This is a genomic window from Collimonas sp. OK242, assembly GCF_900107095.1.
Classification (GTDB): Bacteria; Pseudomonadota; Gammaproteobacteria; order Burkholderiales; family Burkholderiaceae_D; genus Collimonas.
Genome location: NZ_FNOR01000006.1, coordinates 94,461 through 120,547 on the forward strand (window position 1 = coordinate 94,461; position 26,087 = coordinate 120,547).

The following is a 26,087-nucleotide window of genomic DNA, read 5'->3' on the forward strand; positions in this document are numbered from 1 at the left end:
AGCCTATCAGACATTGTTCCGCATCTTGGCGGCATGTTCTTCCGCACCTTGTTTGCGCGCCGCTGCCGCAACTTCTTTCGTCACAATGGTTTTCCCGATCGGCGCCAGCGCAATACCTGCCAGCTTCAGGTGCTGGATGCCAAACGGAATGCCGATGATGGTGACGAAGCATGCGATTGCCGAGAGTACATGGCCGATAGCCAGCCAGACTCCGGCGAACACGAACCAGATGATATTGCCGACCAGGCCAAGACCGCCGGTGCCGATATCGTCTTGCTTTGTCATTTCCTTGCGGCTCACCGCTTCTTTACCGAAGGGGAAGAAGGTAAATTGTCCGATCACAAAACAGGCCTTGCCCCACGGGATGCCGACTATCGTGATGAAGGCCAATACGCCAACCAGCCACCAGCCCAGGCCCATGAACACCCCGCCCAGAACAAACCACAGAAAATTGCCGATGGCGCGCATATCTTTTTCTCCCTGATGACAGCATGACAAAAGGCTAGCGGCCCATCGTCGCTGGAAATTGCAAAGAGAAAATGTAACATCACGCGTAGCCGATCACAAGACAATCTGTGCCCGCTCTGGCGCTCGCTATCGGGCCGCAGCGTGACGGCAAGCCACTACCACTTGCATCCGCCATCTTTCTTTGACAGCACTGCATCGGCGGCCAGCACCAGAGGCGCGATTAAGCCGAAGGGCTGGCCGAAGTCCTTGCAATCGGTGCGCGCGCTGCGTTGAATGTCTCGCGCCAGGCGACTATCCGGCTGGGCTTCCAGCGGATGCGTCTGCAATTGCGCGACGGCTGTTCCGTTGCGCCTCTCCTTCGGATCGATTGCTATTTGCCTGGCCGTTTTCAGTGCTGCGTCGAGATCCACGCGAGGTTGCTGCTCCGTTGCCAGGGAGTTGTTTGGGGTGTCGTCCATGCTGTTTCTGCGCGGCGCCGGGGGCAAGGTTTGCGTTATCGTATTTGTGCTAGCAGGGGATTTGAGGAGACGAGAGCCGCGCTGCACGGCGGGCGGCGTAACGACTCGCGCTACCGGCGCTGCTGCCGGCAACAGCAGTAGGGTGATCTCTGCCTGCGAGTTGCGGGCTGCTGCGACATCGGCCGCCTGACGGGGCCAAAACAAATGCATCAAACCGATATGGAATAACAGGGACAGCAGTATGCCCACGCTCATTGCGCGCGGATGTGCCGCAGCAGGCCAAGCGGTCTTGTCAGACATTTTTATCAGCGCCGTTCAGGGTGTCGCATCCGGTTCTGTTGCGGCAGCTGCATTATCCGGCTGATAGCTCAACAGCTCACCCGGTTGACAATCCAGGTATCGGCAGATCGCCTCCAGGGTTTCCAGGCGTACTCCTTTTACCTTGCCTTGTTTTAACAATGACAGATTCTGCTCGGTAATGCCGATAGCTGCGGCCAGATCCTTCGATTTCGCCTTGCGTTTTGCCAGCATAACGTCCAGCGTAATGATGATGCTCATCTCGCCCTCATACAAACTGCCGATTTTCTGCATCGACCTCGCTGGCACGTTGCAGGATGCGGGCGATAACGGTAATGCAGGCAGCCATGAACAGGGCGACTATCGCATTACCGTCAAAGCTGATGTTGAGCAGGCGATGTCCCACCGGCCGGGTGATTGTCAGCCAGACGGAAGATAGCGATCCGCAAAGAAAATTCAGCAATACCCACCAGGCTATGCCGCGGCCGACCCGGCCCAGGTGGATGGCGGCTGCCGGCGAGAAATATTCACCTTGGGCATAGCGCTGGAACAGCGCGCGCAGTTGAAACAGGCCATATCCCAATGCCAGCAGCGGAATGTTGGTCAATACCACGCCGCCCAGCAATTGCCACCAGGGCAGGCTGGCCGGATCGATGCCCAGTTTGAGGCTTGGGTTGCTAAAGTCAGCAACGCAGGCAAGCGTTTCGGGGAACAGCCAGCTACCGATATTCAGGGCCAGCATGCCAACCAGCAGCAACATGGTGATGCTGGCCATGCGCTGGCTGGTTCGCGCAATATGATCTTGTTTCATGAAGCGTCCTTTGGGATGATCCTGTTATTTGTCATTGAGATGAATGGAAATACGAAAGACATTGCCAAGACGGGCCGCAGCCTGATCGGCCAAAGTGCTATGGAAAACCATTTCAAGCGACGCGCTGATGCCAAGGTGCGGCAGGATTTTGCTGCAGAGGTAGAGCCCCAGTACGACAATCGCCAGCCAGGAAAAAAGCGCAGCCAGAAAGCGACGGGCTAGAGTGATGATGTTTTGCTGCACGACGCCTCCTTTTCGATAGGATGGTCGTATTTTAATATAAAATTATCGTAAAACAATAATAAATGTCTATTTATTGATCATTTATCGTTAATTGTAATTTCTGGATGGATCTCGACCAGCCCTGGCTCACGCGGATTTTCGTTTCTCTACCCGCAGACCGTTGAATTTACCGCTGGCGAGCGCAGTCCCGAGCAGCGTAATGGCGCACCCGGCCAACATCGCCGGCGTGACTTTTTCATTCAGGAAAACAGCGCCCCAGAGCAACCCGAAAATCGGTATCAGGAAAGTCACGGATGCCGCATAAGCGGCGCCGGCTCGTTCGATCAATCGAAAATAAAGGATGTAAGCAAAGCCGGTGCAGATAACGCCAAGTGCCGCAACGCAGGTCCAGGTAGACGGTGCGACAGCATGCTGCGGCCAATACGACAGCGCCGGCGGCAGCAGCACGACAGAAGCGAAGAACTGGCTGCCGAAGGCTACCACCAGCGGCTTGGCGCCGGCCAGATGGCGCTTCGAATAATTTACCGCAAAACCGTAAAATCCGGCAGCCAGGAGCGCAGCGGCAATCGCCTGCGGTACGCCGGGGACCCCGGCGCCCAAGGTATCCCACACCAGCACCACGACGCCGGCAAGACCCAGCAACAGACCGCATATTTGCTGGCGACCCAGAGTTGACTGAAACCATGTCGCGGCGATCAACGCAGTCCAGACCGGTGTCGTCGCATTCAAGATCGAGTCGAGGCCGGCATTCACGTACAGCGTCGAATAAGCAAACAGGCCGAACGGAATCGCAGAATTGCAGATGCCGACCACAAACAAGGGCCACGCCTTGCTGCGACATTCGCTACGAGCGGCAGCGGACCGCAGCACCGGCAACAGCACCAGTGCGGCAATGCCGACCCGTAGGGCGATCAGTGCGAAAGGGCCGAACTCGGGAGCGGCAATCCGCAGGAATAGAAAGGATGCGCCCCAGATTGCGGCGAGCAAGAGCAGTTCGATAAAATTCACGGGGAGTGCCCTTTAGCTGGCCGGCAGCAAGCGCCGTACAACTGAAACATAGGACATATCCGGATCCTGGACACTCTGGTTCTTGCGCTCGAATTCAGTAACACGACAGCAGTGACAGCGATAGTCAGACTTTGGCGAATGTTGAAGCTGGCTTGATTAGTTATTTATTCTGTCAGGGATTTCCAAATTCATCATCGCCGAACTCAAGCATTTCCCGTGGGCGTCAAGAGCCAATGACCGCGTGACACCGCCGCCCAGGGCGCGCTGCATGACGAAATTCAACGCACCCAGATTCGGTAGCGCATAGCGCACCACGTCACCGCGCACGATGTCGGCGAAATGCGCCTTGACCAGCTCAGGGGTCAGGCAGTTTTCTAGCAGCGCATAATCTTTTTCCTGATAGGCAATCACCGAGATATTCGAGATGTCGCCTTTGTCGCCGGCGCGGGAATGGGCAAGGTCGCGTAGTTTCATCATCACTCTCACTTGAAATGAACAGAAGTTTTTACCTGCTGGCGCGGTAGCAGGCAGGATTGCACAGCCACCACTTCCTTGGCTGTTTTGGTGACGCCGCCACCGGCTGCGGGGCCGCAGGTGTACAGCGTTTCAACCTCGTTGCCGATGCGGATTGCGTCGCGCATATTGTCGCAGCGGGCGCTCACCCGTACCCGAACTTCATACGGTTCGGATGGCTGAGCCGGCGGTGCGGGAGCCGGCAATGCGGGAGCCGACAGGGCGGCGCCGTGGATGGCGTCGACGCCCAGCAAGTCGTAACGGCATTCTTCAAATCCCACCGCGCTGAGTTTCAGCCTTTCCGCGACGATGGCTTGCGCTAGTTTGCCGCGCGCCAGCGCTCCCGGCCCGGCGTAGGAAATTTGTCCTTCGCCGATGTAGCTGTCGATATAGCCTATCGATACTTTCAGCGTGTCCGGCCTGGCGCGTCCGGTGGCGCCTTGCACCAGTACCTGGTCAGGGCCGATTTCACGCATCGTCACCGCGGAGAAATCGGCCACCACATCCGGCGTCAGGTAGCTGGCGGGATCGTGTATTTCATACAGCAATTGCTCTTTGCAGGTGGCGGTTGTCACCTGGCCGCCCGAACCCGCCACTTTGGTGATGACGACTGAACCGTCTTCCGCCACCTCGCCGATCGGGAATCCCAGCCGCGCCAGTCCTTGCACATCCTTATAACCGGGATCGGCAAAGTAGCCGCCGCTGATCTGGCCGGCGCACTCAAGTAAATGGCCGACCAGCGTGCCTTGTCCAAGCCTTTGCCAGTCATCCATGGCCCAGTTGAATTCGTGGATCAAGGGGGCCAGGAACAAGGCCGGATCGGCGACCCGGCCGGTGACGATGACATCGGCGCCTTGCGCCAGCGCCTCCACCAACGGCGCGGCGCCGATGTAGGCGTTGGCCGAAAGCAGCTTGCCGCCCAGGCTGCTGACGGGGATATCCTGGTCGCTGATGTAGGCGCCGGCTTTCAAGGTATCCAGCACATCGTCGCCGCTGACTGCCGCCACCCTTAGCTGAAGATTCATGGATAGCGCAATCTGCCTGACCATGGCTGCGGCTGCCAGCGGGTTGGCCGCGCCCATGTTGGTGATGATCTTGATCTTTTTCTCGTTGCAGATGCCAAGCACAGCTCGCATCCGTTCTGCCAGCAGCGGATCGAAGCCCAAGGAGGGATCTTTCATTCTGGTTTGCTGGGCGATGGCGATGGTGCGCTCGGCCAGGCATTCAAAGACCAGATAGTCGATCTCGCCTTTTTCCGCCAGTTCGACGGCGGGTTCGATGCGATCTCCGGAGTAGCCGGCGCCGGCGCCGATCCTGATATGTTTCATGATAATTTCCTCGGATGCTAGGGCGTGTTGCCATATGATTTGGGAGATGCGTTCAAACCAGAACGTGTGCTGGCAAGGCGCGTGGCGCAGCTGGGGCTGGTGCCCCAGCAAGCCATGCAACGCGGCCAGCGCACGTTCTGGTTTGAACCCTCCGGGAACGGCTGCAGGCGTCACATGCCGTTGTTACTCCTCCTTGCCGTAGCACCACTACGTCGCGTCGTCGCGCCTAGGCCTGTAACGCCTGCCGCGCGTTCGCACTCCCAAATCATATGGCAACACGCCCTAGTCTTAGACAGGAAAGACGCCGATCACGACACAGGTAATCGTCATGATGACGGATGCCGCGAACAGGTATTTGAATGTGTATTTCTGATGGTCGGCCAAATCAATTCCGGCCAGGCCGGCGACCAGGAAAGTTGCTGGCGTCAATGGGCTGACGGGGAAGCCGGTGGTCATCTGGCCCAGCAGCGCGGCTTGCGCTACGTGCAGTGGTTGCACTCCCAGCATATTGCCGACTTCTGCGATCACCGGCAGCACGCCGAAGTAGAAAGAGTCAGGGTCGAACAACATGGACAGCGGCATCGACAGCAGACCGAGCGCCACCGGAATATGTGAGGCCATGGACGGCGGCACCAGGCCGACTGCCATTTTGGCCATCGCGCTCAGCATGCCGGATTTGGTCATGATGCCGGTGAATACGCCGGCAGCGAACAAGATGCTGGCCATCAGCAGGGCCGCCTTGGCATGCGCGTCAATGCGGCTGCGCTGCATGTCCGCGTTACGGTAATTAATCATCAAGGCCAGCACCACACCGATCATGAACATCACCACCGGATCGACTTTGCCGCTGATCATCACGCCTAGTACAAGGACGGTCAGAACGATATTGATCCAGAAATTCTGTGGACGACGGATGTCCTTTTCTGCTACCGTCAATTCATGGGCATGGACGAATCCCGTAGGGGCGCCCTTGGTCAGGCCGAGGCGCCGTTCTTCTTTCAAGCCGAGGTAGTAAGCCACCGAGAAAACGAACACCAGGCCGACGATCTGCACCGGGATCAACGGTGTGAAAATGTTGCTGACCGGGATATGCAAGGCGGCTGAGGCGCGGATCATGGGGCCGGTCCATGGCAGGAAATTCACGCCTGCCGCGAGCGATGCGACGCAGGCCAGAATGCGTTTGTCTAGGCCGAGGCGCTAGTATAGCGGCAGCATGGCGGGAATCGTCACCAGGAAGGTCACCGCGCCGGAGCCGTCCAGGTGGATCAGCAATGCCAGCAACGCGGTACCCGGAACGATGCGGGTAGGGCGGCTGCCGACGATGCGCAGGATGCCGGAGATGATCGGGTCCAGCATGCCGGCATCGGTGACAATCCCGAAAAACAGGATCGCAAATACGAACATGCCGGCCACCGGCGCAATGCTGGTGATGCCCGATACAATGAATTTGGACGTTTCAAGTCCAAATCCGCCTATCAGGGCGGCAATGATGGGAATCGCAATCAAGGCCACCAGCGGTGACATTTTTTTGCTCAGGATCGCCGCGAGCAGGGTGGCGATGGTGATGAAGCCGAGTAATGCCAACATATTGTTTGTCTCCTATCCATTGGATATTTTGGAAAATCTGTTTTTAGTCTTGTTATTGATCTTGTTTTGACTGCATTCTGGTAGTTGGGGTTTGTACTGTAAAATGGTTTTTTCCGATGGATTGATCGCTAAATCAGATTAATCAATGAAACTCAATGTATCTACCCGCTCGCTGCACGCCTTTCTCGCGTTGCAGGAATGCAAGCACTTCACCCACGCCGCAGAACGCTGCTTCATGTCGCAATCTGCTTTCAGCGTCATGATTCAAAAACTGGAAGTGGCGGTAGGCGCCAAACTGTTCGAGCGCGATACGCGCAACGTTACGCTGACCGCAGAAGGAGAATTGTTTGCCGAGGTGGCGCGTTCGCTGGTGAGCGATATCGAGGCAGCGTTTGCGGATATGAGCGACTACGTTGCGCGCCGCAAAGGCCGGGTGGCGATCGCGGCCTTGCCGTCGCTGGCGGCGAACGGCTTGCCGGCGGTGATTGCCGAATACAAGCGGGCTTATCCGGGAATCACCGTGCAACTGTTCGATGCCTTGTCGGACCAGTGCCTTGCCATGCTGCGCCAAGGTAAGGTTGATATCGCCTTGACCGCACCGGGTTCGGGTTTGACCGAATTCGACACCAAAACCTTGTGCAGCGATCCTTTTTACCTGGTGTGCCGGCAGGATCACGCGCTGGCCGGCAAGCGCCGTATTCGTCTGTCTGACCTGAGCGGTTGCGAACTGATCCACCTGACGCGCAGCACCAGCGTGCGTCAGCATGTCGAGCTGCTGCTGCGCGGGATCCCGGTGATGAATTCAGGCCTGGAAGTGGAGCATTTGGCTACCGTGGCGGGTTTGATTGAATCCGGCCTGGGCGTCAGCATCGTGCCGGAACTGACCTTGTTCCAGTTTCGCCATATGAATTTGGTGAGTATCCCGGTCGACGCGCCGGTCGATGCGGACGAAATCGTACGGCCGATCCTGATCGTTAAAAAGAAAGAGCGTTCTCTTTCCATTGCTGCTCAGGGCATGTCGGAGTTGATTGAAAAGCGGCTGCATAACATCGGCAGCCGCACCGCGCCGAAGCGCATCAAGGTTCAGATCAACAAATCCTAATGCAATTCCATGCCGAAGCGTTCGGTTCTGGGCATCCAGTTGCCTTTGATGTCGGCCGATACCAGCACGCGTTCGGCGCGTCCGATCAGCAGCTCGCGCGGCACGAAGCCGAAGTGGCGGTAGTCGCCGCTGTTGTCGCGGTTATCGCCCAGCATCAGGTAGTGGTCTTGCGGCACCGCGACGGGGCCGAAATTGCGGTTGGCGTTGACTTGCGGCAGCAGTTGGATACGGTGTTGTTCCGTTCCCATCTTTTCGTTCAGGCGCAAGGCGACCAGGGCGCCGCCTTGTTCTAGCGGTTCGGGGGCGGTGCCGAGCATGGCGTAACTGGCTTCGCGGCCGTTGATGATCATTTTTTCATCGCGCATTTCGACGGTGTCGCCGGGTAGTGCGATCACACGTTTGATGAGGCGGGTGTCGTCGAGAGGGGAAAAGAAGGTGACGATGTCGCCGCGTTTCGGTTCGCCGAGGCGGCTGATGACGATATTGGTGAGGGGGACCTTGAGATTGAATGCGAGGCGGTTGACGAATACTACGTCGCCTTCCAGCAGGTTGGGGCGCATGGAGCCGGAGGGGATCGGGTTCCAGTCTGCGACTGCGGTGCGGAAGATCCCGAAGAGAAACAGGAAAAGCAAAAATCCCTTGTTGAGACGAATCCAGTTTTTCATTTCCATTCCACCTTTCAGTGATTGCCGTCGAGCGCACCCGGCCCTTCGATTTGCATAGTATGCCACTTATTTTCCGGCTTACTCTTCACTCGTCGCGGATGCCGTCACCCAAGCCGGCTAACCGGGACACCTCACTTTCTGCTATACAATTCGCACTTGCCGGTTTTTTCACGGTTCCTTTCTGTACCCCATTAGCAGTGAAGCATTCAGTAATGACAGATCATTCCGCACCAGCCCCCGATGAATACGTTGACGACGACGCCAGCGATGACCAGAAAATCCAGGAACCGCGCCTGTGGCGCGACGATGGCTGGACCGCGCGCATCATCAAGAACGACGACGATGACGGCTGGGCGGTAGCCATGATCAAGGATGGCGAACCGGAGCCGGCGCTGATCGGGCCCTGGACCATGGGGCGCGACAAGAAAAATCCGAAGCCGCTGGATGCCTCCGCCTTCATCACGCTGGTCAAGACGGCATCGGAATTTGTACGCAGGCACGAGCAGCAACTGCATGCGATGCTGCACAAGAGCATCGTGGTGAATGACGCTGACGCAACGTTCAATATCGCGCTCGATATCATTCCCGACGACGATTTCCCATATGCCTTGCTGACTGCCCACAATGCGGACGGCGAACAGCTGGCGCAGGTGCGGGTAGCTGCGACCTTCAAGCTCAGCGAGAGCAGCGCAGGCGCATGGATTGCCAACGAATTTCGCACGCCGCATTGAAATGCTGGGAAAAATTTAGGGATAATGCTTGGAGTGATTTAGGATAAACCTTATACTGGGTATTTATACAGTTTTGGTGAGCAATGCCGCACAAGTTCCTTCACTTCCTGCTGTCCCTGTTATTCCTTTTATTTCTCAGCTCACCGGTTTTTGCCACTGATTGTCCCTCGCACTACGCCGCCGGACGCGCCCCTGAAATCCTCAACGACAAGCTGGCGCGCCAGACGCAGGAGTTGTGCTACCAGGCTTTTGCGGTCATGCATTCAGGTATCACACGTACCCCTTTATGGTCGGCCGAGCATTTGACGCGCGATAACATCGACGCCGCCCGCACGCTGTCGCGCGAAAATTCCTTTCATCCCGAGCCAGCCTTGCTGATCAATGGCCGCGCCGAGCTGAAAGATTACGCGCGCTCCGGCTTCGACCGCGGCCACATGAGCCCGAACGGCGACATGGCAAACCGTACTTCGCAGTATGAAAGTTTTAGTCTTGCCAATATGATCCCGCAGAATCCGCAAAACAATCGCCATATCTGGGCCGAGATCGAAAGCGCGGTGCGGCGCCTGGCCGAGAAAGACGGCGAGCTGTACGTGATTACCGGGCCTGCCTTCCTCGGCCAGGATCTGCAGAAGATCGGCAATGTGCTGGTGCCGACTTATATCTATAAAGTGGTCTATAGTCCCAAGAGACAGCAGGCAGCCGCCTATTTCATCAAGAACGAGGATACTTCCCACTACCAGGCTTTGTCGGTGACGCAGCTGGAAAGCACTTTGCGCATCGATCTGCTGCCAGGTGTGCCGAAACGCATCAAGGACGTAGCGATGCCATTGCCTAAAGCCGGGGCCGGGCAGCACGGCGGCAGGAGCACTCCTGAAAGAAGCGAGGAGCCGGCCGCCCAGGTAAAAAAAATAGAGGCCGATTTGCTGACTAAATTATTCAATGATGCCTTGAAAATGCTGTTCGATTTCGTCACCAATTTGATACATAAAGGATGGTCGCATGGTTAACATGGTTAAATTCATTCCATTCGCCGATGAAAGCGCAACGCTGTCCATCGGCAAGCTGAATATTGAAAATCGGCTGGACCGGGTCAGCTTGTTTGGCGATCTCGACCTGACGCTGGACCAGCGTGGACTGGAGCAGGCAAAAACCTTGCAATCGCTGATCAACCAGGTGGTGGCGGAACTGGAATCGAGGGCATTGCCTGAGATGCTGGCAGTTGCACCCGTGGTAAAGGTCAGCAATCCGTTTTAAGCAAGTGGGAAGTTGGGAAATCGGGAAATAAGTGAGAAGTGAGGTAAGCAAGATGGATGACACAACAGCCGATGCAGGACTAAGCGCGGTCGGCATGCTGGGCAACGGCGCGCCCGCCGGCCAGGTGCTGGAGGCGGTGGCGATGCGCAAGCACGGCGACCCGGCGTGGGAGCCTTTTCATTACGAGAAGATTTCCGACACTGAATATGAAGTCAGCGGCGGTACGCCAGCCGTGATCGGCGGCGTCAAGAAGTGGCCCGGCCCGCATAGCACCGTGCTGGTGTCGGTGGATGAAATTGCAGAAGAACAGCTTGCCCGCTTTCCTGTGGAAATTGCACCTGCGCCATCTCAGTCGGTGCCAGTGATGGTCTCTCAACAGAACGCAGTAGAAGGTCTTGCAACAAATTACCTGACAGTGGTGCTGCAGTTGCCGGCCGATGCGCAGGGCCGCAAGCGCATCTGCAATGCACTCAGCCTGGATACGGATTTTTTCGGCGCCAAGGTGACGGCGACTTCACTGGCCGATGAGATTGCCGTCAATCAGTTGCTGGAACTGCGTTGCGATCCGGTCGACGTGCAAGATGTACGAACACGGGTCGCAAGGCGCAATCAGACTGCCTGAAAAACTGTTTGCATGTGGCTTGCCTCAGAGAGATGTCCGCGGTGAAAACAGCTCCGGGAACAACACTACGTCCAGCATCAACTTCAGATAGCTGGCCGAATTCCATCTGGGCGCATGCCATGACTCTTTTGGGTTGAAAGGGCATGCCATCTTTTGACTCCTGAATAATTAGGTAACCGCTTCTTGCTGTGCATTGATTTCGTAATCTTTGTCGGCCAGGATCTGGTGCAGGGTATCGACCGCGTCCCATTCTTGCTGGATCACCTGTTGCGCTGCATGCGGGCGTGCGCTCAGCTAATTGCCATCCAGGGTTTGGCGTTCTGCCCGGGTCTTGATGTCGGTTGTCATGGTTGTAGTCATCGTTGTTGCTATGGCTGTGTTCGTGAAGCTCAAAGGGGACGCAAGATGGCGCGCACCGGACTGGCATCCATGCCGGCCAGGCGCAAGGGCAGCGCAATCAGTTCATAGTCGCCTGCGCTGATTGCATCGAGCACGATGCCTTCCAGTATGGCCATGCCGTGCTGCCTGACCGCGTGGTGCGCTTGCATGGTTTTGGATTCTTGCGGATCGAGCGAAGGCGTATCGATGCCTACCAGGCGCACGCCGTGTTGCGCCAGCAGCGCGATGGTTGCGGGTGCTACTGCGGCAAAGGCCGGATCCCATTGTTCTTGCGGGGCGCTGGCATAGGTGCGCAGCAGTACGCGTGGCGGAACGTCCGCCAATGCATGTTCGATATCTTGCGGCGTGACCGGCGCGGCGCCGATGCAATGGATCACGCGGCAGGGGCCGATATAGGCATCCAGCGCTGCCTGGTCGATGGGCAGACCTTGCGGATCGTAGTGGCTGGGCGCGTCGCAGTGGGCTCCGGTGTGGGTGGAAAGCGTGATGCGGCTGACATGGACCGGGCAGCCGTCGCTGATTTCCCAGGTGGTTTGGGCGCTATAGACGGTGTCGCCGGGCCACACCGGGGTCCGGGCGGAGAGGGTGGGGCTGATGTCCCAGATGGGCTTTGAGGTGGTGATGGCGTTCTCCCATGCTGATTCGATGAATTATTTTAGGTGAGCTTGCTGGAATTTTTATGCGAAATTAGTGGGTGATTTTGATGTTATTTAGAATAGTATGGAGAATATATACTTAATATTGAAAGATGATTTCAATGCAGCTGGATACTATCGATTTAAACATTTTGACGCTATTGCAGCAGAATGGCCGGATCAGCAATCAGGATTTGGCGGAGCAGGTGTTTCTGTCGCCTTCTTCGTGTTTGCGCCGTGTGCGGATTCTGGAGGAAGAGGGCATTATCAGCCGCTACAGCGCTTTGCTGAATCCGGAAAAACTGGGGCTGGAGCTGGATGTGTTCGTACAGGTGACCATGCGGCGCGATGTTGAGAGTTGGCATGAGAATTTCATGCAGGCGTTGCAGAATTATCCGGAGGTGGTTGGTTCTTACATCATCACGGGCGATGCCAACTATCTGTTGCGGGTGAAGGCGCGCAACCTGAAGCACTATTCTGCTTTTGTGCTGGAAAAGTTATATAAAATACCGGGCGTGCAAGATATCCGCTCGAATATCGTGCTGCAGGCGATCAAGGAAACCTACGAGCTGCCGCGCGAATTGCTGCGCGATGCCTGATCGCTTCATCGCGGATAGCGCACAATTTTCTTATATCAGATTGAAACCATGGCAAAAACGATTGAAGAAGTTTTGGCAAGACAAAAAGAAGGCGCGCAATTTGTGCTGTCTGCGCCTTTGCTTGGGCTGGAGCTGGAGGATTTCGATACGGTTGCCAAAATTTGGGCGGCGGAAGGCGGCCCTGGATTCAAGGTTGCCGGCGTGCCTCACAGGAAGTGTGTCGACGGTGATTTCTTCATCGACCGCGTGACAGTCGTCAAATTGCCAGCGCTGTAGTTAAATAGGGTCAGAGTCGACTTTCGCAGGCTTTATCGCGAAACTTGACTCTGACCCTATTTAACGAGCCACGGAGCGCGGCTCCTGCCAAAGCCGTCACCTCCGCAGGAGGTCCCCAAATGCGGAATTCAGGTCAAGAACAACCGCAACGTCCCGTTTCAGCGTTGGTCAGCTATCCTTTTCGCAGTTAACCATCCACGGCGTCCCGAACTGATCTTCCAGCATGCCGAAACTGGCGGCCCAGAAGGTTTTCTCGTACGGCATCTTGACCTTGCCGTTCTGTGCCAGCGCGTCAAAGATGCGTTTGCCGTCCGCTATCTTGTCGACATTAATCGACAGGACCATGCCTTGCATTTTTTCAAAATACTCTGGCGGGCAGTCCGATCCCATCAAGACTCCGCCGTCCATTTCCAGTCGCATGTGCGCGATCTTGTCTTGCCGGTCCGGTGGCGTTTGTTCTGCCATCGGCGTTTCAGCGTTGGTTAATCTAAATGCGATTTTTCCACCCAGGACTTGCTGGTAGAACTTGAACGCGGCGTCGCACCGGCCGTCGAAATTGAGATAGGCATTCAATAGCATAATGTTCTCCTTGGTTGTTGCGATTAGCGATGAAACTGCGCCAGGCCTGGCGCCACGGTGTCCGTCTTTATTTTTCGGTGACGGTTTTCAGGTTGGCAAGGCCGGTTTCAAAATCCTTGCCGATCATGCTGTCCATATTGAAAAACAATCCCATCACCTTGCTCACATAGGGCGTGGGGCCGTACATGGCCCAGGTGACGTTGCTGTTGTCGTCCTGGGCGTCGACGCTGAATTCGGCGACGTTGCTGCTTTCAAGCGGTTTGATGAAGTCGAGCTTGATGAGGGTTTTCGATGGCGAAGTAACGCTGATCTCCATGCGTCCGGCGCCGACTTTGCCCGAGCCTTCCCATGCATACGCCGCACCCTTGCCGCTGGCGGCGCCGCTGAAGGTTCTTTTCATCGCCGGATCCAGTTTTTCGTAAGGAGACCAGCTACCCCACTCATGGAAATCGTTGATGCGGGCGAAAATCTTTTCCGGCGGCGCCTTGATCGAGATCGTGCGCTGTACGCGGAAAGTGTCGGGCCGGGTGGCGGCATAGCCGAGGATGCCGGCCAGGACAACGGCGACGATGATGACGATGGTCTTGATCATGGTTTCCTTTATGTTGCCAGCGATGCGGCGTGGGTCAGGAGTTGGCGTCGGTGTGCTGGGCGGCGCTTTGCCGGCGCAGGCGTTCTTCGGCCGCCCTCAGCTCGGGTGTGAATTCGGCGCCGAAATCTTCCGCCTCGAATACCTGGCGCAGCTCGAGTTCGACCGCGCCGCCGCCGTCCAGCGCCGGCCAGCGCTTGACCCATTCAATCGCTTCCTGCCGCGATTGCACCTGGATCATGGTAAATCCTGCTATCAACTCCTTGGTTTCGGCGAAGGGACCGTCTAGCACGGTCGGTTTGCCGGCCGAGAATTTGATGCGTGCGCCTTTGGCGCTAGGTTGCAAGCCTTCGCCGGCCAGCATGACGCCGGCTTGTATCATTTCTTCGTTGTATTTCATCATGGCGGCGATCAGCTCCGTGCTGGGCAGCGTACCCGCCTCGGTGTCCTTGTCTGCCTTGCGTATGATCATGAATCGCATCGTCATATCTCCGTGTGGTTTCAATGGTTTGCTCAGGATGCCGGCTGCAGTCTGCTTAAATCCGGGATCTGCTAATTAGTCGAACGGGAAACCGCGAGATCGACAAGCTGCAGAGTTTTTTTGAAATTATATTTGATGGGCAGATTTTGCTTGTTGAAATCGCAATTCCGTCTTGCCTCATCTGCCGGTCGAGCTGACAGCAGATCCTGAATCTGCCGCGCCAGGCAGTGGAACTTAATTAGCTTAGGCAAGCCCGGTGCAAAACACAAACTGAGCACTCGCTCAAACATCGTATTTTTGTGCTGCGCTTATGCGCCGTGGACAGACGTATCCGATGTTATTTGAGCGCCGTTGCTCGCACAACATTAAGCAGATATAGAAAATCCATATATATCAACCACATAGCCAAAGCACATTGGAGTTATCAACAGGACTATCCACAGTTTCTGTGGGTAACTTTGATCGGAATGAAAATTCAATCAGGGAAGGTTTAGTCAATCACCACCGCCATGAAGACGGTGGACAGGCTCAACAGGATCAAGCCGAAGATGAAGGCGATGTCGGCGTATTGTTCCAGCCTTGCGCTGCGGCTTGAACGCATGGCGGCGTACGAGAGCACGCCGCTGGTCAGGAATACCAGGCTGTTCAGCGCCAGCAGATGGCTTAGCCATACCGCCAGCCCGCTGAATCTGGCGAGCTTGATGATCGACAGGGCGGTAATGCAGACCCCGATCATCGTGGCGGAAGAGGGCAGGATGTGTTGCGACAAGTTATTGTTACTGAGCAGCTTATTTACCAGTTTCGTCATCGTCATCCCATCCTGCGCTGTCGGCGCCTCAGCCCAGATTCAGAGGCACAAAGATTTTATCCTTGTCGCGTTGCACCAGCAGCGCCACATTCTTGCCGGCCTTGCTCACCAGCTGGCGCAACTGCTCGACGCTGTTGACCGGCTTGCCGTTGAGCGACAGGATCACGTCGCCACGCTGGATGCCGGCCAGCGCCGACGGTCCGATTGCATCTTCCACCACCAGCCCGCCGCGCGTACCGGCCTGTTGCTGTTCGTCCGGAGTGAGCTGGCGCAGCGCCAGCCCGAGCCGTGCTTGCGAACCGGCGCTACTGTCGTTGCTGGCAGTCTTGAGCGCTTCCGCTTCCGTCGGCTTGACGGTCAGGGTCTTGGCCTGGCCGTTGCGCATCACCTCAATCGTGCTGCTGGTGCCGGGCGCGGTGTCGGCCACCAGGTTCGGCAAATCAGACGAATGATTGATCGGCTGACCATTGAAGCGCAGGATCACATCGCCGGTTTCCAGGCCGCCCTTGTCGGCCGGACTGCCTTTGTCGACTGAGCTGACCAGCGCGCCGGCCGCACTCTTCAAGCCGAACGATTCCGCCAATGCCTGGTTGACCTCTTGCACGCTGACGCCCAGATGGCTGCGGGTGACCTTGCCATGCTTGACCAGCTGCTGCTCAACCTTGGTGGCGACATCGATAGGAATCGCAAAAGACAGGCCCTGGTAGCCGCCGGTCTGGCTGTAGATCTGCGAATTGATGCCGATCACTTCGCCCTTGATATTGAACAGCGGCCCGCCCGAGTTGCCGGGATTGACGGCGACATCGGTCTGGATGAATGGCACATAATTATCGTCCGGCAGGGAGCGCGACTTGGCGCTGACGATGCCGGCGGTAGCGGTATTTTCAAAACCGTAAGGCGAGCCTATCGCCAGCACCGGTTCGCCGACCCTGGTCAGGGCCGGATTACCGATTTGCACCGTCGGCAGGTTCTTGGCGGCTATCCGTATCACCGCGATATCGCTCTGTTTGTCGGAACCTAGCACCTTGGCCTTGAATTCACGGCGGTCGGTCAGCTTGACTGTCACTTCCTGGGCGCCGTCGACCACGTGGGCATTGGTCAGTATCAGGCCATCGGTGCTGATGATGAAACCGGAGCCTTCACCGCGCATGATCTGCGGATGGCTAGGGATTTGCAATTGCGGGCCGAAACGCTTGAAGAACTGCGAAAACGGATCGTTGGGATCGAGCTCGCCGGAGTCGTCCTGCTCAGATACGGCGCTCTGTTTCGCTTTGCCGGTGACGCTGATGTTCACCACGGCCGGTCCGGAACGTTCGACTATGCCGGAAAAATCGGTGGCCACCGCCACGGCCGGCGCCGCATTGCTCACCGGCGCCGCTGCCGGAGCTGGCGCCACGATCGCCGCACTGGCGTTATCGATGCCGATATCGCCGTTCTTCGAATGCAGGTAGGCGCCGCCGGCTACCGCGAGAACGGCGGCGGCAACGATGCTGCGGGTAAAGGTCTGACGATTCATGCTGTGCTCCTTTTGCAGATGGAATAGCACACAGCATAAATACGAAAAATTAAAGCAGACTTAAAAAATAGTGGTCAGGCAGCAAAGTGCACAGTGACGCGTAGCCCGTGTCCGGTATTTTGCAAATTGATGCTGGCGCGGTGGGCATCGGCGATCTGCTTGACGATCGCCAACCCCAGGCCGCTGCCGTGCGACTGCGTCTGGCTGTCGGCAGCGCGGTAGAAGCGATCGAACACACGCTGCAAATCGGCCTCCGGGATACCGGGGCCGCCATCTTCCACCGCCACCGTAACGCCGGCGGCATCGGCGGCCAGCGAGACATCGATGCTGCTACCCGGCGGGCTGTGCCGCAGTGCGTTATCGATCAGATTATTGAACAGGATGCGCAAGGCATCGGCGTTGCCGGTCACGCTGGCCGGCGTCTCGGTGCCGATGCCCAGATCGATCTGGCGCTCATGGGCGCTCAGGGCAAAGTCGCCGATTACGCTATGCAGCAGCGCGCGCAAATCGAGTTCGACGTGGGCTTGCTCAAAGGCGCCGGGTTCCTGGCGCGCCAGTGTCAGCAGCTGTTGCAGCAAATGGGTGGCGCGTTCCAGTCCTTGTTTCAGATCGCCGAACGCTGCTTGCCGTTCGCCGTCGTCGGCGGCACGTTCAGCCAGCTGGACTTGCAGGCGCAGGGCGGTCAGCGGTGTGCGCAGTTCGTGCGCGGCGTCGGCGACGAAGGCGCGTTGCGCATTGATGGATTGGCCGAGGCGCGCCAGCAAATCGTTGAGCGCCTGGGTGAGCGGCCGGATTTCACGCGGCAGCGTGGCGTCCGGGATCGGCGACAAGGCGTGCATATCGCGTGCCTGGACTTCTGCCGCAGCGCGTTTGATCGGCGCCAGCCCGCGGCCGACGGCAACCCAGATCAATATGCCCAGCAAGGGAAACAGCAGCAGCAGGGGAGTGACGGTCTTGACCGCCATCTGTGCCGCAATCTGATTGCGTGCGCTTTGCGGCTGCGCGATCTGCACCACGGTATTGCCGATTTGCGCGCTGTACACGCGCCACAGGCCATTGCTTTGGCGGACGTTGGTAAAGCCCAGTTCGGCTTGCAGCGGCAAGTTGGCCTGCCCATGCGAGTGATAGATGACGACGCCGGTGTTGTCCCAGATCTGGATCATGATCTGGTCATCCAGTTCCGGCCCGCTATCGCCATTCTCAATCATCGGCGAAAACGCCTGGCGCGGCAGGGAGGCGACGATCTGCCGCATTTGATAGTCGAACAATTCGTTGGCTTCGCCGCGCGCCTGGAAATACAGGGCGCCGCCGGCCACCAGGATGGCGCCGCTCAAACCGACTGCCAGCCATAGCAGTAAACTTTTACGTATGGATGGGATTGACAGTCTTGACGATGATGTCGGCGTCATTTGGCCACCATATAACCGATGCCGCGCACATTCTTGATGAAATTGCTGCCGAGTTTTTTACGCAAGGCGTGGATGTATACCTCCACCGCATTGCTTTCAATACTGTCATCCCAGCCGTACATTTTTTCTTCCAGTTGTGCGCGCGACAGCACTACGCCAGGGCGATCCAGGAAGGCTCGCAGCAGAGCAAATTCGCGCGCCGACAAATTGACTTGGCGGCCTTCCATCAACACTTCATGGGTGGCCGGATTGAGCGTCAGCTGGCCCAGTTCGATCAGCGGTTCGGCGCGTCCGGATTGGCGCCGCAGCAGGGCGCGAATCCGCGCTGCCAGTTCTTCCAGGTCAAACGGCTTGACCAGGTAGTCGTCGGCGCCGCCATCCAGGCCCGCCACCCGGTCCGACACCGCATCGCGCGCAGTGAGGATCAGCACCGGAATCCGGTTGCCGCCGGCGCGCAGCGACTTCAGCACTTCCAGGCCGTTCTTTTTCGGTAAGCCGAGATCGAGCAGCAGCAACTGGTAATCCTCTTGCGCCAGCGCGCTCAGCGCCGCAGCGCCGTCCTGCACCCAGTCGACGGCGAAACCGTCCTGGCGCAATCCCTTGCGCACGGCTTCGCCCACCATCAGATCGTCTTCCACCAACAGCAAACGCATGGCACCAGCTCCTTAGCAACACTTGGCAAACGCCGAAAGTCGTCACAGTTTAGCCGGATTGAATTAAACGATTCTTAAACAATCTCAGGCGGGCCGCGCGGTAACTCTGTGCAGCGATAAAAAATCTATATATATCAACGACATAACTAAAACGCCTAGTAGTTATCAACAGGACTGTCCACAATTTCTGTGGGTAACCTGGATAGTTGTAATTTAGATAATGACAGATCCCCCAAAAACTTGAATACTGTGCCGTGCGCGCTGCTGCAGGCCCATGTGGCCGTAAAATGTCAGCCTGAACCTTGATCGAGAAACGCATGACACAGAATACACATCATCATTTGCACGGCGTTACGCTGGAAGCGATGCTGACCGAGCTGATAGCCCATTACGGCTGGGACGGATTGGGACAGCGGATCGACATCCGTTGTTTCAAGAGCGATCCCAGCATCAAGTCCAGCCTGACATTTTTGCGCAAGACAGAGTGGGCGCGTGAGAAGGTGGAAGCCTTGTATGTGGGCATGCGGCGCGCGATGAAATGAGTTTTTGAAAAATAAGGTAGAGTTTTGTGGCGGTGGCTGTACTTGCATCCGTACTCGTATTTGCCGCGGCCCGGAAAATTTCTCAGTGCGCCATTCCTAAGCAGAATCCTTGGCGCTTGCAGACCTGATGCTTTGCTAACAGCAGGAAGAACCAGCATGCGCAATGTGATTTATAAAACGGTGGTCTTGAAGGCGCCTCCCGAGGCGCTGTTCGATATGTATGTGGATCCGGTGCTGCATCAGGCAATCACCGGTTTGCCGGCCACCATTGGCGGCGGCGCCGGCGCCGAGTTCTCGGCGTTCGACGGCGCCCTGACCGGCATCATGCTGCAGGTGGTCAAGCCCAGGCTGATCGTGCAGACCTGGCGTTCGGCGGCGTTTACTGCAGACGATCCGGATTCGATCCTGATCCTGTCATTTCATCCCCAGGGCGAGCATGGGCGTATAGAGCTTGTGCATCTGGACGTGCCAGACCAGGATTACGAGCAGGTCAAGATTGGCTGGCGCGAAAAATATTTTGAACCGTGGCGCGAGTTTCTGGCGAATTGAGCGGTCGGCCGGCGGCATTTCAGTTGCCGCCGAAAAAAAAATAAATAAAATAGCACTAATTGAAATGTTGTCATAAATAATATGATGGCGAAAGATCCGATTTGTAAACCTGTTAAATCTGACAGGTGTGCCGGCTTACGTTTGTCACTAAAATAAAGCTGTCTATCGGAGCCTATCCTCTCCTATGTTGATATTTAGCCCGCTGCCGTATGGCGGCGGGCTTTTTTTTCGCCCGGTCTCCCTCCAGTGCCCCTCTGCACCGGTTAACCGCGATCTCGTCGCGAGAGCGTGGTTTTTTATTTCATGCTGACTCTAGACTCAATTGTCCAGAGACAATCGCGGCAGAAAAATTCTCAAGCCATCCTGCTAAACTAACGGATTACCGTCGGTAAAATCCGCTTTCATTCCGATTCTTTATCTCAGATTTATTCACCTATGACTTCGATTCCGATTCGCGGCCCTTCCTTCCAGTTAGTCGATCAGGTCGACGCCGAGCAGCTGCAACGCGAGGGCGGTTTCGGCGACCGTACCCGGCCCTTGCTGGTCAAGGGTGCGCTGCGGAACTGGCCGGCGCAGCAAAGCTGGTCGTTCGAGCAGATGGCGGCGCTGCGCTACAAGGATGGTTCCGAACCGCAGGTGAAGTTCCAGAACGGCCTGGTGGAGCAGGGCCGGACCCGGCATCGGCCGGTGATGCCGGTCGGACCTTATCTGCAAGAGCTGGCAGCGCTGGCCCGGCAGGCTCTGCCGGACGACGTCGGCTTGCTGCCGGACCGGCGCCGTCGTCAACTGGCGGCGGGCGAGCGGTTTTTTCTCGATTGGTCGCACATGCAATCGTTTCAACCAGACCGCATGTATCTGGCGCAATGGAATATCCTCGATGAGTTCCCCGCGCTGCGCCATGATTTTTCGATCAAGGATCTATGGCCGGGTTTGCGCTGGACCTGGGAATATGTCTTCATGGGGCCGGCCAACACGGTGACCGGCTTGCACTACGATTTTCCGAATAACTGGTTTTGCCAGGTGCGCGGCAGCAAGGAATTCATCCTGTTCCCGCCGGAACAAACGCCTCACATGTGTATTTCCGAGAAATACGACTGGGGTGCGATCCTGAGCGATATCAATATCTCTCGGCTGGATCAGCAGCCGGACAAACTCAAAGAGTTTGAAAAGACGCAAGGTTTATATGCGCGGGTCGAGGCGGGCGATGCCTTGTTCATTCCCAAACGCACCTGGCACGCGGTGGTTGCGCTGGAACCGTCGATCAGCCTGGGCGTGTTTGGCCTGACCGCTCCCGAAATATTGTTTGGCGGCGTGCCGAACGAGATTAAAAACGTTTTCCACAAAATGCATTTGTACCGCTGGGGCAATTGCACCTGCCACAAATTCTAGCCTGCCTGGCCGCCTCCGGCCAGGCCAAAATCAGATCCTAAGCAGGCCCTAATGAATTCGCAGCGTTCCCATCTGTTTCTCTGGCGCGGCCGGGCCCTGGTTATCGGCCCCGGCATCGACTCCAGATTCCATGCGCATTTCGCGACCCAGTTGACCTGGGGCCTGGACGCACCGTTCCAGGCGCGCCTGGCGCCGGACCAGCCGTGGACCAGCACCCGTGCGGCGATCTTTTCCTCTAACCAGCCGCATCAGATTCATTGCGAGGCGACGCTGCTGGCGCATCTGTTTATCGAATTGCCGCAGCGTGCACAAGCCACCCCAGGTGCTTTGGTTGCGGCTTTTGGCGACGATCCGGGATACGCGCAAGTACGGATCGGCCTGGAGCAAGCCAGGCATGGCGGACTGGATCTGCAGCGCGCCGAGCAATTAAGCCAGGACTGGATAGCGTGTGCGGCGCAGCGTGAGCCGGCACGGCCGGGATTCGACCAGCGCATCAGCCAGGCCTTGGCGGCTATCGCCGCGCATCCGGAACCTGGGCTGAGCGGCGCGGCGCTGGCGGCCGGCGTGCACTTGTCCGCCAGCCGTTTCACCCACCTGTTCCGGCAGCAGACCGGCTTGCCGTTGTCGCGCTATCTGCTCTGGTCGCGCTTGCTGGCAGGGGTCGAAGCGATAGCGCGCGGCGACAATATGACGCATGCTGCGCATACCGCCGGTTTTGCCGATCTGGCGCATATGAGCCGGACTTTCCGCAATACCTTCGGCGTGGTGCCGTCAGAACTGCAAAAGATGGCGATTGCGTTCAAGCACGAGGAAAAATGATGGTCTAAGATAGTCGCATACAAAAAAAGATGGAGACCTTCATGAACCAGCAATCGCAACCGGCAGCAGGCCGCTCTATAGATACCCTGCTGGCCAAATACGCCGAAAGTCATCTGAATCCGGTGAATGAAGTGATCCATTTCATTTGCGTGCCGGTGATCGTTTTCACGCTGCTGGGTTTGCTGTGGGCGATCCATCCCTGGGTGGCGCTGGCGGCTGCGCTGGCCGCCATGCTGTACTATTTTTCCCTGTCGACGCCGCTGGCTATCGGCATGCTGCTGATGGCGGGCGCGATGCTGGTTTTGCTCTACGCCTTGCCGCCGGGCCTGGTGCTGCCGCTCTCGGTCAGCGTGTTTGTGATCGCCTGGATAGGTCAATTTATCGGGCACAAGATCGAGGGCAAGAAACCGTCGTTCTTTGACGATTTGCGTTTCCTGCTGATCGGCCCCTTGTTCGTCCTCGGCTTCCTGTACCGCCGCCTGCATATCGCCTATTGATGGTGAGCGGCGATATTCAACATGATGCAATGAAAATCGCCGTCTTCGGCGCCGGCTCGATCGGTGTCTATGTCGGCGCGTCGCTGCTGGCTGCGGGCGGCGATGTGGTGCTGATAGGGCGGGCTCGCATGCATGGGCAGATTGCCAGCCAGGGCTTGCTGCTGAGCGATCTGGAAGGCCGTCGGCAGCGGCTTGAGGGCAAGCATGTGCCGTATCAGGAAAGCGCCGCTGCGCTGGCCGAGGCCGATCTGATCCTGGTTACCGTCAAGAGTGCGGACAGCGCTGCGGCGGCGAGCGCCATTGCAGAATATGCCAAACCGTCGGCGCTGATCGTCAGTTTGCAGAATGGCGTCGGCAACGCCGATACCTTGCGCAGCCTGATGCCCGGCTGGCAGGTGCTGGCGGCCATGGTGCCGTTCAATGTAGTGCAGACGGCGGGTAGTCGTTTTCATCGTGCCAGCGGCGGCGAGTTGATGATTGAGGCATGCGCTGCGCTGGAACCATGGCTGGCGCTGTTTCGCCGGGCCCATTTACCGCTGCAACAATGCGAGGATTTCACGGCAATCCAGTGGGGCAAGCTGTTGTTGAATTTGAATAATGCCGTGAATGCGCTGTCTGGCCTGGCGCTCAAAAGCCAGTTGTCGCAGCGCGCCTACCGGCGTTGCCTGGCCCTGCTGATTGCGGAGGCGTTGGATGTACTACGCGCTGCCGGGATCCGGCCTGCCAGGATCGCCAGAGTCGGGCCGCAACTGCTGCCGAGCATACTGCGCTTACCGGACGCACTTTTCAAACGAGTCGCAGCGACCATGCTGAAAATCGATCCCGAGGCGCGCTCTTCCATGTGGCAGGACTTGCAAGCAGGGCGGTTGACGGAAGTGGATTATTTGAACGGGGCGATTGTCCGCCTGGCCGAATCGCTGGCGCGCGATGCGCCCGCCAACCGGCGTATGACGGCGTTGATCCATGCCGCCGAGCGGGGCAAGCTGCAACCCTGGTCCGGCACGGCGCTGTATCGGGCCTTAAGCGAATGACAAGAAGCCCGAAATGAAGAAGCTTTTAGGTTTGCTGACGCTATTGCTAGCATTCTCCCCTTTGGTTAAAGCGCAAAATGCACCGATGCCTGCCGCGGCCATGATCACGCGCCGAAATGAAAGCCAGCTTTACTGACGCAGTCACTCGCACGCATCGGCAAATATTGCAGGCGATAAGTATATGGTAAAGATATATAAATCGAGAATATCTGTTATCAGTTAAATAAAGCAGACATGCATGCTGCATCGCCATATAGTTACACCTGTCTCCTCCAACACCTCCTAAGGTTTGGATTCAGCCCGCACCCGCAAGGTGAGCGGGCTTTTTTTTGCCTGTACAAATCGCGTATCGGCTAATTGCGCTTATCCAGGAGGGCATTGCCCCTGTTGCGAGCATCGCTTAAAAATCGATATAAATCAAAGGCTTGGATTTTTCACTGTGAAGTTATCAACAGGCTTGCGCACATTTTCTGTGGGTAACTTGGACGTGCGGCGAGAACATCTGTTCTTCAGGCAAAAAAAAGCCCCGCAGGCGGCGGGGCTGGCGAGCCGGTCTTGCTGCGGTCCGTTTTCAGAAGCGCAGGAAAGAACCGGCCATTTTTTTGTAGGGGGCGTTCCAGACGGCCAGCACCTTGTCCAGCAGGCTAGGTTGCCGTTTGGTCAGGTTCTTGTCATGGGAATGCCTATCAGGGCGAGCTTGGGCTTGCATCGAACGTGTTGACAGCGGCAGTGGAGGAGAGATGCTGGCCATGATATTCCCTTTCAGTTGATCGTCTATGTTGCAATGCAGTATATGTAATCTGGAACGACTAATCCAATTTCGCTTTCACATACACGTCATGCGATTTGTGAATATCAATCTGATGCACTTATGTGATTGCACTCTTATGCCGGCACCGCATAAGCATATAGCTCACATATTGGCAGCCGACAATTTTCGTGCTGTAATGCAGCAAGCTGCGTCATTGTTAAGTAATGTTGTAACTGATGCGGTAACTAAAGCGGTAACCCTAATGTGGAAACGGAGAAAACCATGAAAAAACTGACAGGTCTGGCATTGCTCGCTTGCTGCTTTATTTTCAACCCAGCCTTTGCCGCAAATTCGCAGCAAAGCAAAATGGCATCGTGCAACAAGGATGCGACCGGTAAAACCGGCGATGACCGCAAAGCTTTCATGAAAGATTGCTTGAGCGCAAAACCGGCCGCCGCTCCTGCTGCTCCAATGACACAGCAAGAGAAAATGAAATCCTGCAATGCCAACGCCACCGATAAAAAGGGCGACGACCGCAAGGCATTCATGAAGCAATGCTTGTCAAAACCTAAAGCATAAGAAAGTCCTGCGGCACGTTGTTGCCGTAGCCAAAAGCCCCGTCTCAGTCGGGGCTTTTTTCATTTTGTTACCAAATTGCATACTCGCTACGGGAATTAATGTTTACTATGCAAAGTCGAAACAACGCTCGCACACTATAAGGAAATTCACATGAAAAAATTAGCGCTCACCCTTACTCTTGGACTGGCTTGCGTTGCGGCCCAAGCTGCTGACTGGCAGCCGGTTGGATCCAGCGATACCGCCGAGCTCAAGCTGGACCAGGCATCGATCAAGGAAAACAAAGGTATCCGGGAAGCCTGGTCGATGTGGAATTTCAAGGAACCGCGCAAGAACGACGGCGACGCTAAAGTATTGCCGACCTTCCAGTCATATCAGGATTTCACTTTATACGATTGCAAAGCCAAGACAGTGAGACTGACGAAAGAGATTCTGTTTGCCGGGCTTGACGGCGCCGGCGCCAAGGTAGATCACAGCGACGCCTTGAAAAACTCGACTTACGCCAAGCCGGCGACGGATTCGATCGCCGAGGTCATGATGAATTTCGTTTGCGCTTTCCCTATCGCGGCCAAGTAATTGCAGCATCAAATCGGCAGGATGGCGGACTTTGGTCCGCTATGCTGCGCCAGTCTTTGCTATACTCTCGCCCAGACTGCCAGAGCTGATCTCCGGCATACCTGATTGATATGGAATGTTGTGAAAGCCACAGCGGTATCGTGAGTGCAGCATTCCTGTTCCAGTCCTCGCCATAGTTCAATGGATAGAACGAGTGCCTCCTAAGCGCTAGATACAGGTCCGATTCCTGTTGGCGGGACCAAGTCCCTTATTTCAAAAAAATACTAAATCGTCGTAAGCCGCGTATTACCCGCATTGCAATGTGCAGCGCCGCAGCTGCCGCCATG

34 protein-coding genes, 1 tRNA gene and 1 pseudogene are annotated in these 26,087 nt (G+C 56.8%); 17 read left to right on the forward strand and 19 right to left on the reverse strand.

What is annotated here, in order from left to right:
- Positions 1–6: 6 nt before the first annotated feature.
- The 9 genes and pseudogenes from BLV81_RS07710 to BLV81_RS07755 form a co-directional block, all read right to left on the reverse strand.
- Positions 7–468, reverse strand: coding sequence for a YccF domain-containing protein (locus BLV81_RS07710; protein ID WP_092354090.1), 462 nt, complete (start codon positions 466–468; stop codon positions 7–9).
- Between the two features lie 155 nt (positions 469–623).
- Positions 624–1,226: a hypothetical protein gene (locus BLV81_RS07715; protein ID WP_092354092.1), complete on the reverse strand. Its 603-nt coding sequence runs from the start codon at positions 1,224–1,226 to the stop codon at positions 624–626.
- A gap of 15 nt (positions 1,227–1,241) precedes the next feature.
- Positions 1,242–1,484 carry a helix-turn-helix domain-containing protein gene (locus BLV81_RS07720; protein ID WP_092354094.1) on the reverse strand — a complete coding sequence of 81 codons (243 nt, stop codon included), beginning with the start codon at positions 1,482–1,484 and terminating at the stop codon, positions 1,242–1,244.
- A gap of 7 nt (positions 1,485–1,491) precedes the next feature.
- Complete coding sequence (locus BLV81_RS07725) at positions 1,492–2,034, reverse strand: DUF2975 domain-containing protein (RefSeq protein WP_092354096.1); 543 nt, start codon at positions 2,032–2,034, stop codon at positions 1,492–1,494.
- A gap of 24 nt (positions 2,035–2,058) precedes the next feature.
- Positions 2,059–2,277 (reverse strand): hypothetical protein, encoded by a 219-nt coding sequence (locus BLV81_RS23580; RefSeq protein ID WP_143036315.1) that lies wholly within the window; start codon positions 2,275–2,277, stop codon positions 2,059–2,061.
- A 126-nt stretch (positions 2,278–2,403) separates the two neighbouring features.
- Positions 2,404–3,285 carry a DMT family transporter gene (locus tag BLV81_RS07735; protein ID WP_092354100.1) on the reverse strand — a complete coding sequence of 294 codons (882 nt, stop codon included), beginning with the start codon at positions 3,283–3,285 and terminating at the stop codon, positions 2,404–2,406.
- Between the two features lie 156 nt (positions 3,286–3,441).
- On the reverse strand, positions 3,442–3,759 hold the full coding sequence (locus tag BLV81_RS07740; RefSeq protein WP_092354102.1) for an AtuA-related protein: 318 nt from the start codon (positions 3,757–3,759) through the stop codon (positions 3,442–3,444).
- An 8-nt stretch (positions 3,760–3,767) separates the two neighbouring features.
- On the reverse strand, positions 3,768–5,126 hold the full coding sequence (locus BLV81_RS07745) for an acyclic terpene utilization AtuA family protein (protein WP_092354104.1): 1,359 nt from the start codon (positions 5,124–5,126) through the stop codon (positions 3,768–3,770).
- A 288-nt stretch (positions 5,127–5,414) separates the two neighbouring features.
- Positions 5,415–6,713 (reverse strand): annotated as a pseudogene (locus BLV81_RS07755) (CitMHS family transporter).
- A 145-nt stretch (positions 6,714–6,858) separates the two neighbouring features.
- On the opposite strand from BLV81_RS07755, the gene BLV81_RS07760 reads away from it, so the two are divergent.
- Positions 6,859–7,815 (forward strand): LysR family transcriptional regulator, encoded by a 957-nt coding sequence (locus BLV81_RS07760; RefSeq protein WP_092354106.1) that lies wholly within the window; start codon positions 6,859–6,861, stop codon positions 7,813–7,815.
- On the opposite strand, the gene lepB is transcribed toward BLV81_RS07760, so the two are convergent.
- The gene (gene lepB, locus BLV81_RS07765; RefSeq protein WP_092354388.1) at positions 7,812–8,480 is read right to left on the reverse strand and encodes a signal peptidase I; all 669 of its coding nucleotides are present in this window, start codon (positions 8,478–8,480) and stop codon (positions 7,812–7,814) included. The genes BLV81_RS07760 and lepB overlap by 4 nt on opposite strands.
- A 212-nt stretch (positions 8,481–8,692) precedes the next feature.
- Here lepB and BLV81_RS07770 point away from each other — a divergent pair, with 212 nt between their 5' ends.
- The 4 genes from BLV81_RS07770 to BLV81_RS07785 all read left to right on the forward strand — a co-directional run bounded on the left by BLV81_RS07770 (position 8,693) and on the right by BLV81_RS07785 (position 11,087).
- Positions 8,693–9,211 carry a hypothetical protein gene (locus BLV81_RS07770; protein ID WP_092354108.1) on the forward strand — a complete coding sequence of 173 codons (519 nt, stop codon included), beginning with the start codon at positions 8,693–8,695 and terminating at the stop codon, positions 9,209–9,211.
- A gap of 83 nt (positions 9,212–9,294) precedes the next feature.
- Positions 9,295–10,218, forward strand: a complete 924-nt coding sequence (locus tag BLV81_RS07775) for a DNA/RNA non-specific endonuclease (protein ID WP_255365040.1) — start codon at positions 9,295–9,297, stop codon at positions 10,216–10,218.
- Entirely contained in the window at positions 10,211–10,465 is a 255-nt protein-coding gene (locus BLV81_RS07780) for a hypothetical protein (RefSeq protein WP_369823838.1), read from the forward strand. Before BLV81_RS07775 ends, BLV81_RS07780 begins: the two co-directional genes overlap by 8 nt.
- Before the next feature lie 52 nt (positions 10,466–10,517).
- On the forward strand, positions 10,518–11,087 hold the full coding sequence (locus tag BLV81_RS07785) for a hypothetical protein (protein WP_092354112.1): 570 nt from the start codon (positions 10,518–10,520) through the stop codon (positions 11,085–11,087).
- 389 nt (positions 11,088–11,476) lie between these two features.
- Here the strand turns inward: BLV81_RS07785 and kynB are convergent, their stop codons facing one another.
- Positions 11,477–12,109, reverse strand: a complete 633-nt coding sequence (gene kynB, locus BLV81_RS07790; protein ID WP_092354114.1) for an arylformamidase — start codon at positions 12,107–12,109, stop codon at positions 11,477–11,479.
- Positions 12,110–12,243: 134 nt separating this feature from the next.
- Between kynB and BLV81_RS07795 the strand changes: the two genes are divergently transcribed.
- Together BLV81_RS07795 and BLV81_RS07800 are read left to right on the forward strand one after the other, a co-directional pair.
- Complete coding sequence (locus tag BLV81_RS07795; RefSeq protein ID WP_092354117.1) at positions 12,244–12,720, forward strand: Lrp/AsnC family transcriptional regulator; 477 nt, start codon at positions 12,244–12,246, stop codon at positions 12,718–12,720.
- 48 nt (positions 12,721–12,768) lie between these two features.
- Positions 12,769–12,996, forward strand: coding sequence for a hypothetical protein (locus tag BLV81_RS07800; RefSeq protein WP_092354119.1), 228 nt, complete (start codon positions 12,769–12,771; stop codon positions 12,994–12,996).
- A 168-nt stretch (positions 12,997–13,164) separates the two neighbouring features.
- Here BLV81_RS07800 and BLV81_RS07805 read toward each other — a convergent pair whose 3' ends face one another.
- From BLV81_RS07805 to BLV81_RS07835, 7 genes are all read right to left on the reverse strand, one after another.
- Positions 13,165–13,575 carry a VOC family protein gene (locus BLV81_RS07805; protein ID WP_092354121.1) on the reverse strand — a complete coding sequence of 137 codons (411 nt, stop codon included), beginning with the start codon at positions 13,573–13,575 and terminating at the stop codon, positions 13,165–13,167.
- 67 nt (positions 13,576–13,642) lie between these two features.
- Positions 13,643–14,167 carry an SRPBCC family protein gene (locus BLV81_RS07810; protein ID WP_092354123.1) on the reverse strand — a complete coding sequence of 175 codons (525 nt, stop codon included), beginning with the start codon at positions 14,165–14,167 and terminating at the stop codon, positions 13,643–13,645.
- A gap of 34 nt (positions 14,168–14,201) precedes the next feature.
- Positions 14,202–14,645, reverse strand: coding sequence for a YciI family protein (locus BLV81_RS07815; protein WP_092354125.1), 444 nt, complete (start codon positions 14,643–14,645; stop codon positions 14,202–14,204).
- 490 nt (positions 14,646–15,135) lie between these two features.
- Entirely contained in the window at positions 15,136–15,453 is a 318-nt protein-coding gene (locus BLV81_RS07820; protein WP_092354392.1) for a hypothetical protein, read from the reverse strand.
- 28 nt (positions 15,454–15,481) lie between these two features.
- Positions 15,482–16,969 (reverse strand): DegQ family serine endoprotease, encoded by a 1,488-nt coding sequence (locus BLV81_RS07825; RefSeq protein ID WP_092354127.1) that lies wholly within the window; start codon positions 16,967–16,969, stop codon positions 15,482–15,484.
- A 74-nt stretch (positions 16,970–17,043) separates the two neighbouring features.
- Positions 17,044–18,348 (reverse strand): sensor histidine kinase, encoded by a 1,305-nt coding sequence (locus BLV81_RS07830; RefSeq protein WP_092354394.1) that lies wholly within the window; start codon positions 18,346–18,348, stop codon positions 17,044–17,046.
- Positions 18,349–18,374: 26 nt separating this feature from the next.
- Positions 18,375–19,031, reverse strand: coding sequence for a response regulator (locus BLV81_RS07835; protein WP_092354129.1), 657 nt, complete (start codon positions 19,029–19,031; stop codon positions 18,375–18,377).
- A gap of 317 nt (positions 19,032–19,348) precedes the next feature.
- Between BLV81_RS07835 and BLV81_RS07840 the strand changes: the two genes are divergently transcribed.
- From BLV81_RS07840 to BLV81_RS24185, 7 genes are all read left to right on the forward strand, one after another.
- Entirely contained in the window at positions 19,349–19,573 is a 225-nt protein-coding gene (locus tag BLV81_RS07840) for a VF530 family protein (protein ID WP_092354396.1), read from the forward strand.
- A 156-nt stretch (positions 19,574–19,729) separates the two neighbouring features.
- Complete coding sequence (locus BLV81_RS07845; protein ID WP_092354131.1) at positions 19,730–20,122, forward strand: SRPBCC domain-containing protein; 393 nt, start codon at positions 19,730–19,732, stop codon at positions 20,120–20,122.
- A 435-nt stretch (positions 20,123–20,557) separates the two neighbouring features.
- Entirely contained in the window at positions 20,558–21,511 is a 954-nt protein-coding gene (locus BLV81_RS07850; protein WP_255365042.1) for a cupin-like domain-containing protein, read from the forward strand.
- Positions 21,512–21,562: 51 nt separating this feature from the next.
- Positions 21,563–22,330, forward strand: a complete 768-nt coding sequence (locus tag BLV81_RS07855; RefSeq protein ID WP_092354133.1) for a helix-turn-helix transcriptional regulator — start codon at positions 21,563–21,565, stop codon at positions 22,328–22,330.
- A gap of 41 nt (positions 22,331–22,371) precedes the next feature.
- Positions 22,372–22,827 (forward strand): Mpo1 family 2-hydroxy fatty acid dioxygenase, encoded by a 456-nt coding sequence (locus tag BLV81_RS07860; RefSeq protein ID WP_092354400.1) that lies wholly within the window; start codon positions 22,372–22,374, stop codon positions 22,825–22,827.
- A gap of 29 nt (positions 22,828–22,856) precedes the next feature.
- Positions 22,857–23,858, forward strand: coding sequence for a 2-dehydropantoate 2-reductase (locus BLV81_RS07865; protein ID WP_092354402.1), 1,002 nt, complete (start codon positions 22,857–22,859; stop codon positions 23,856–23,858).
- A gap of 13 nt (positions 23,859–23,871) precedes the next feature.
- A complete protein-coding gene (locus tag BLV81_RS24185) occupies positions 23,872–23,994 on the forward strand; it encodes a hypothetical protein (RefSeq protein ID WP_255365044.1) in 123 nt (40 codons plus the stop codon).
- Positions 23,995–24,429: 435 nt separating this feature from the next.
- Here BLV81_RS24185 and BLV81_RS07870 read toward each other — a convergent pair whose 3' ends face one another.
- Positions 24,430–24,609, reverse strand: coding sequence for a hypothetical protein (locus tag BLV81_RS07870; RefSeq protein WP_092354135.1), 180 nt, complete (start codon positions 24,607–24,609; stop codon positions 24,430–24,432).
- 282 nt (positions 24,610–24,891) lie between these two features.
- On the opposite strand from BLV81_RS07870, the gene BLV81_RS07875 reads away from it, so the two are divergent.
- From BLV81_RS07875 to BLV81_RS07885, 3 genes are all read left to right on the forward strand, one after another.
- Positions 24,892–25,188, forward strand: a complete 297-nt coding sequence (locus BLV81_RS07875) for a PsiF family protein (RefSeq protein WP_092354138.1) — start codon at positions 24,892–24,894, stop codon at positions 25,186–25,188.
- 150 nt (positions 25,189–25,338) lie between these two features.
- Entirely contained in the window at positions 25,339–25,761 is a 423-nt protein-coding gene (locus BLV81_RS07880; RefSeq protein WP_092354140.1) for a surface-adhesin E family protein, read from the forward strand.
- Between the two features lie 166 nt (positions 25,762–25,927).
- Positions 25,928–26,002, forward strand: a tRNA-Arg gene (locus BLV81_RS07885).
- The last annotated feature ends 85 nt before the right edge of the window (positions 26,003–26,087 follow it).

Bases quoted from the DNA above. Each gene is read 5' to 3' on its own strand.
- BLV81_RS07835 (WP_092354129.1), bottom strand. From the start codon at position 19,031: ATGCGTTTGCTGTTGGTGGAAGACGATCTGATGGTGGGCGAAGCCGTG.
- BLV81_RS07855 (WP_092354133.1), top strand. From the start codon at position 21,563: ATGAATTCGCAGCGTTCCCATCTGTTTCTCTGGCGCGGCCGGGCCCTG.
- BLV81_RS07840 (WP_092354396.1), top strand. From the start codon at position 19,349: ATGACACAGAATACACATCATCATTTGCACGGCGTTACGCTGGAAGCG.
- BLV81_RS07805 (WP_092354121.1), bottom strand. From the start codon at position 13,575: ATGCTATTGAATGCCTATCTCAATTTCGACGGCCGGTGCGACGCCGCG.
- BLV81_RS07810 (WP_092354123.1), bottom strand. From the start codon at position 14,167: ATGATCAAGACCATCGTCATCATCGTCGCCGTTGTCCTGGCCGGCATC.
- BLV81_RS07800 (WP_092354119.1), top strand. From the start codon at position 12,769: ATGGCAAAAACGATTGAAGAAGTTTTGGCAAGACAAAAAGAAGGCGCG.
- BLV81_RS24185 (WP_255365044.1), top strand. From the start codon at position 23,872: ATGAAGAAGCTTTTAGGTTTGCTGACGCTATTGCTAGCATTCTCCCCT.
- BLV81_RS07720 (WP_092354094.1), bottom strand. From the start codon at position 1,484: ATGAGCATCATCATTACGCTGGACGTTATGCTGGCAAAACGCAAGGCG.
- BLV81_RS07860 (WP_092354400.1), top strand. From the start codon at position 22,372: ATGAACCAGCAATCGCAACCGGCAGCAGGCCGCTCTATAGATACCCTG.
- BLV81_RS07870 (WP_092354135.1), bottom strand. From the start codon at position 24,609: ATGGCCAGCATCTCTCCTCCACTGCCGCTGTCAACACGTTCGATGCAA.
- BLV81_RS07820 (WP_092354392.1), bottom strand. From the start codon at position 15,453: ATGACGAAACTGGTAAATAAGCTGCTCAGTAACAATAACTTGTCGCAA.
- BLV81_RS07815 (WP_092354125.1), bottom strand. From the start codon at position 14,645: ATGCGATTCATGATCATACGCAAGGCAGACAAGGACACCGAGGCGGGT.
- BLV81_RS07845 (WP_092354131.1), top strand. From the start codon at position 19,730: ATGCGCAATGTGATTTATAAAACGGTGGTCTTGAAGGCGCCTCCCGAG.
- BLV81_RS07880 (WP_092354140.1), top strand. From the start codon at position 25,339: ATGAAAAAATTAGCGCTCACCCTTACTCTTGGACTGGCTTGCGTTGCG.
- BLV81_RS07710 (WP_092354090.1), bottom strand. From the start codon at position 468: ATGCGCGCCATCGGCAATTTTCTGTGGTTTGTTCTGGGCGGGGTGTTC.
- BLV81_RS07760 (WP_092354106.1), top strand. From the start codon at position 6,859: ATGAAACTCAATGTATCTACCCGCTCGCTGCACGCCTTTCTCGCGTTG.
- BLV81_RS07745 (WP_092354104.1), bottom strand. From the start codon at position 5,126: ATGAAACATATCAGGATCGGCGCCGGCGCCGGCTACTCCGGAGATCGC.
- BLV81_RS07785 (WP_092354112.1), top strand. From the start codon at position 10,518: ATGGATGACACAACAGCCGATGCAGGACTAAGCGCGGTCGGCATGCTG.
- BLV81_RS07850 (WP_255365042.1), top strand. From the start codon at position 20,558: ATGACTTCGATTCCGATTCGCGGCCCTTCCTTCCAGTTAGTCGATCAG.
- BLV81_RS07725 (WP_092354096.1), bottom strand. From the start codon at position 2,034: ATGAAACAAGATCATATTGCGCGAACCAGCCAGCGCATGGCCAGCATC.
- BLV81_RS07825 (WP_092354127.1), bottom strand. From the start codon at position 16,969: ATGAATCGTCAGACCTTTACCCGCAGCATCGTTGCCGCCGCCGTTCTC.
- BLV81_RS07875 (WP_092354138.1), top strand. From the start codon at position 24,892: ATGAAAAAACTGACAGGTCTGGCATTGCTCGCTTGCTGCTTTATTTTC.
- BLV81_RS07865 (WP_092354402.1), top strand. From the start codon at position 22,857: ATGAAAATCGCCGTCTTCGGCGCCGGCTCGATCGGTGTCTATGTCGGC.
- BLV81_RS07775 (WP_255365040.1), top strand. From the start codon at position 9,295: ATGCCGCACAAGTTCCTTCACTTCCTGCTGTCCCTGTTATTCCTTTTA.
- BLV81_RS07740 (WP_092354102.1), bottom strand. From the start codon at position 3,759: ATGAAACTACGCGACCTTGCCCATTCCCGCGCCGGCGACAAAGGCGAC.
- BLV81_RS07770 (WP_092354108.1), top strand. From the start codon at position 8,693: ATGACAGATCATTCCGCACCAGCCCCCGATGAATACGTTGACGACGAC.
- BLV81_RS07715 (WP_092354092.1), bottom strand. From the start codon at position 1,226: ATGTCTGACAAGACCGCTTGGCCTGCTGCGGCACATCCGCGCGCAATG.
- BLV81_RS07795 (WP_092354117.1), top strand. From the start codon at position 12,244: ATGCAGCTGGATACTATCGATTTAAACATTTTGACGCTATTGCAGCAG.
- BLV81_RS07780 (WP_369823838.1), top strand. From the start codon at position 10,211: ATGGTTAACATGGTTAAATTCATTCCATTCGCCGATGAAAGCGCAACG.
- lepB (WP_092354388.1), bottom strand. From the start codon at position 8,480: ATGAAAAACTGGATTCGTCTCAACAAGGGATTTTTGCTTTTCCTGTTT.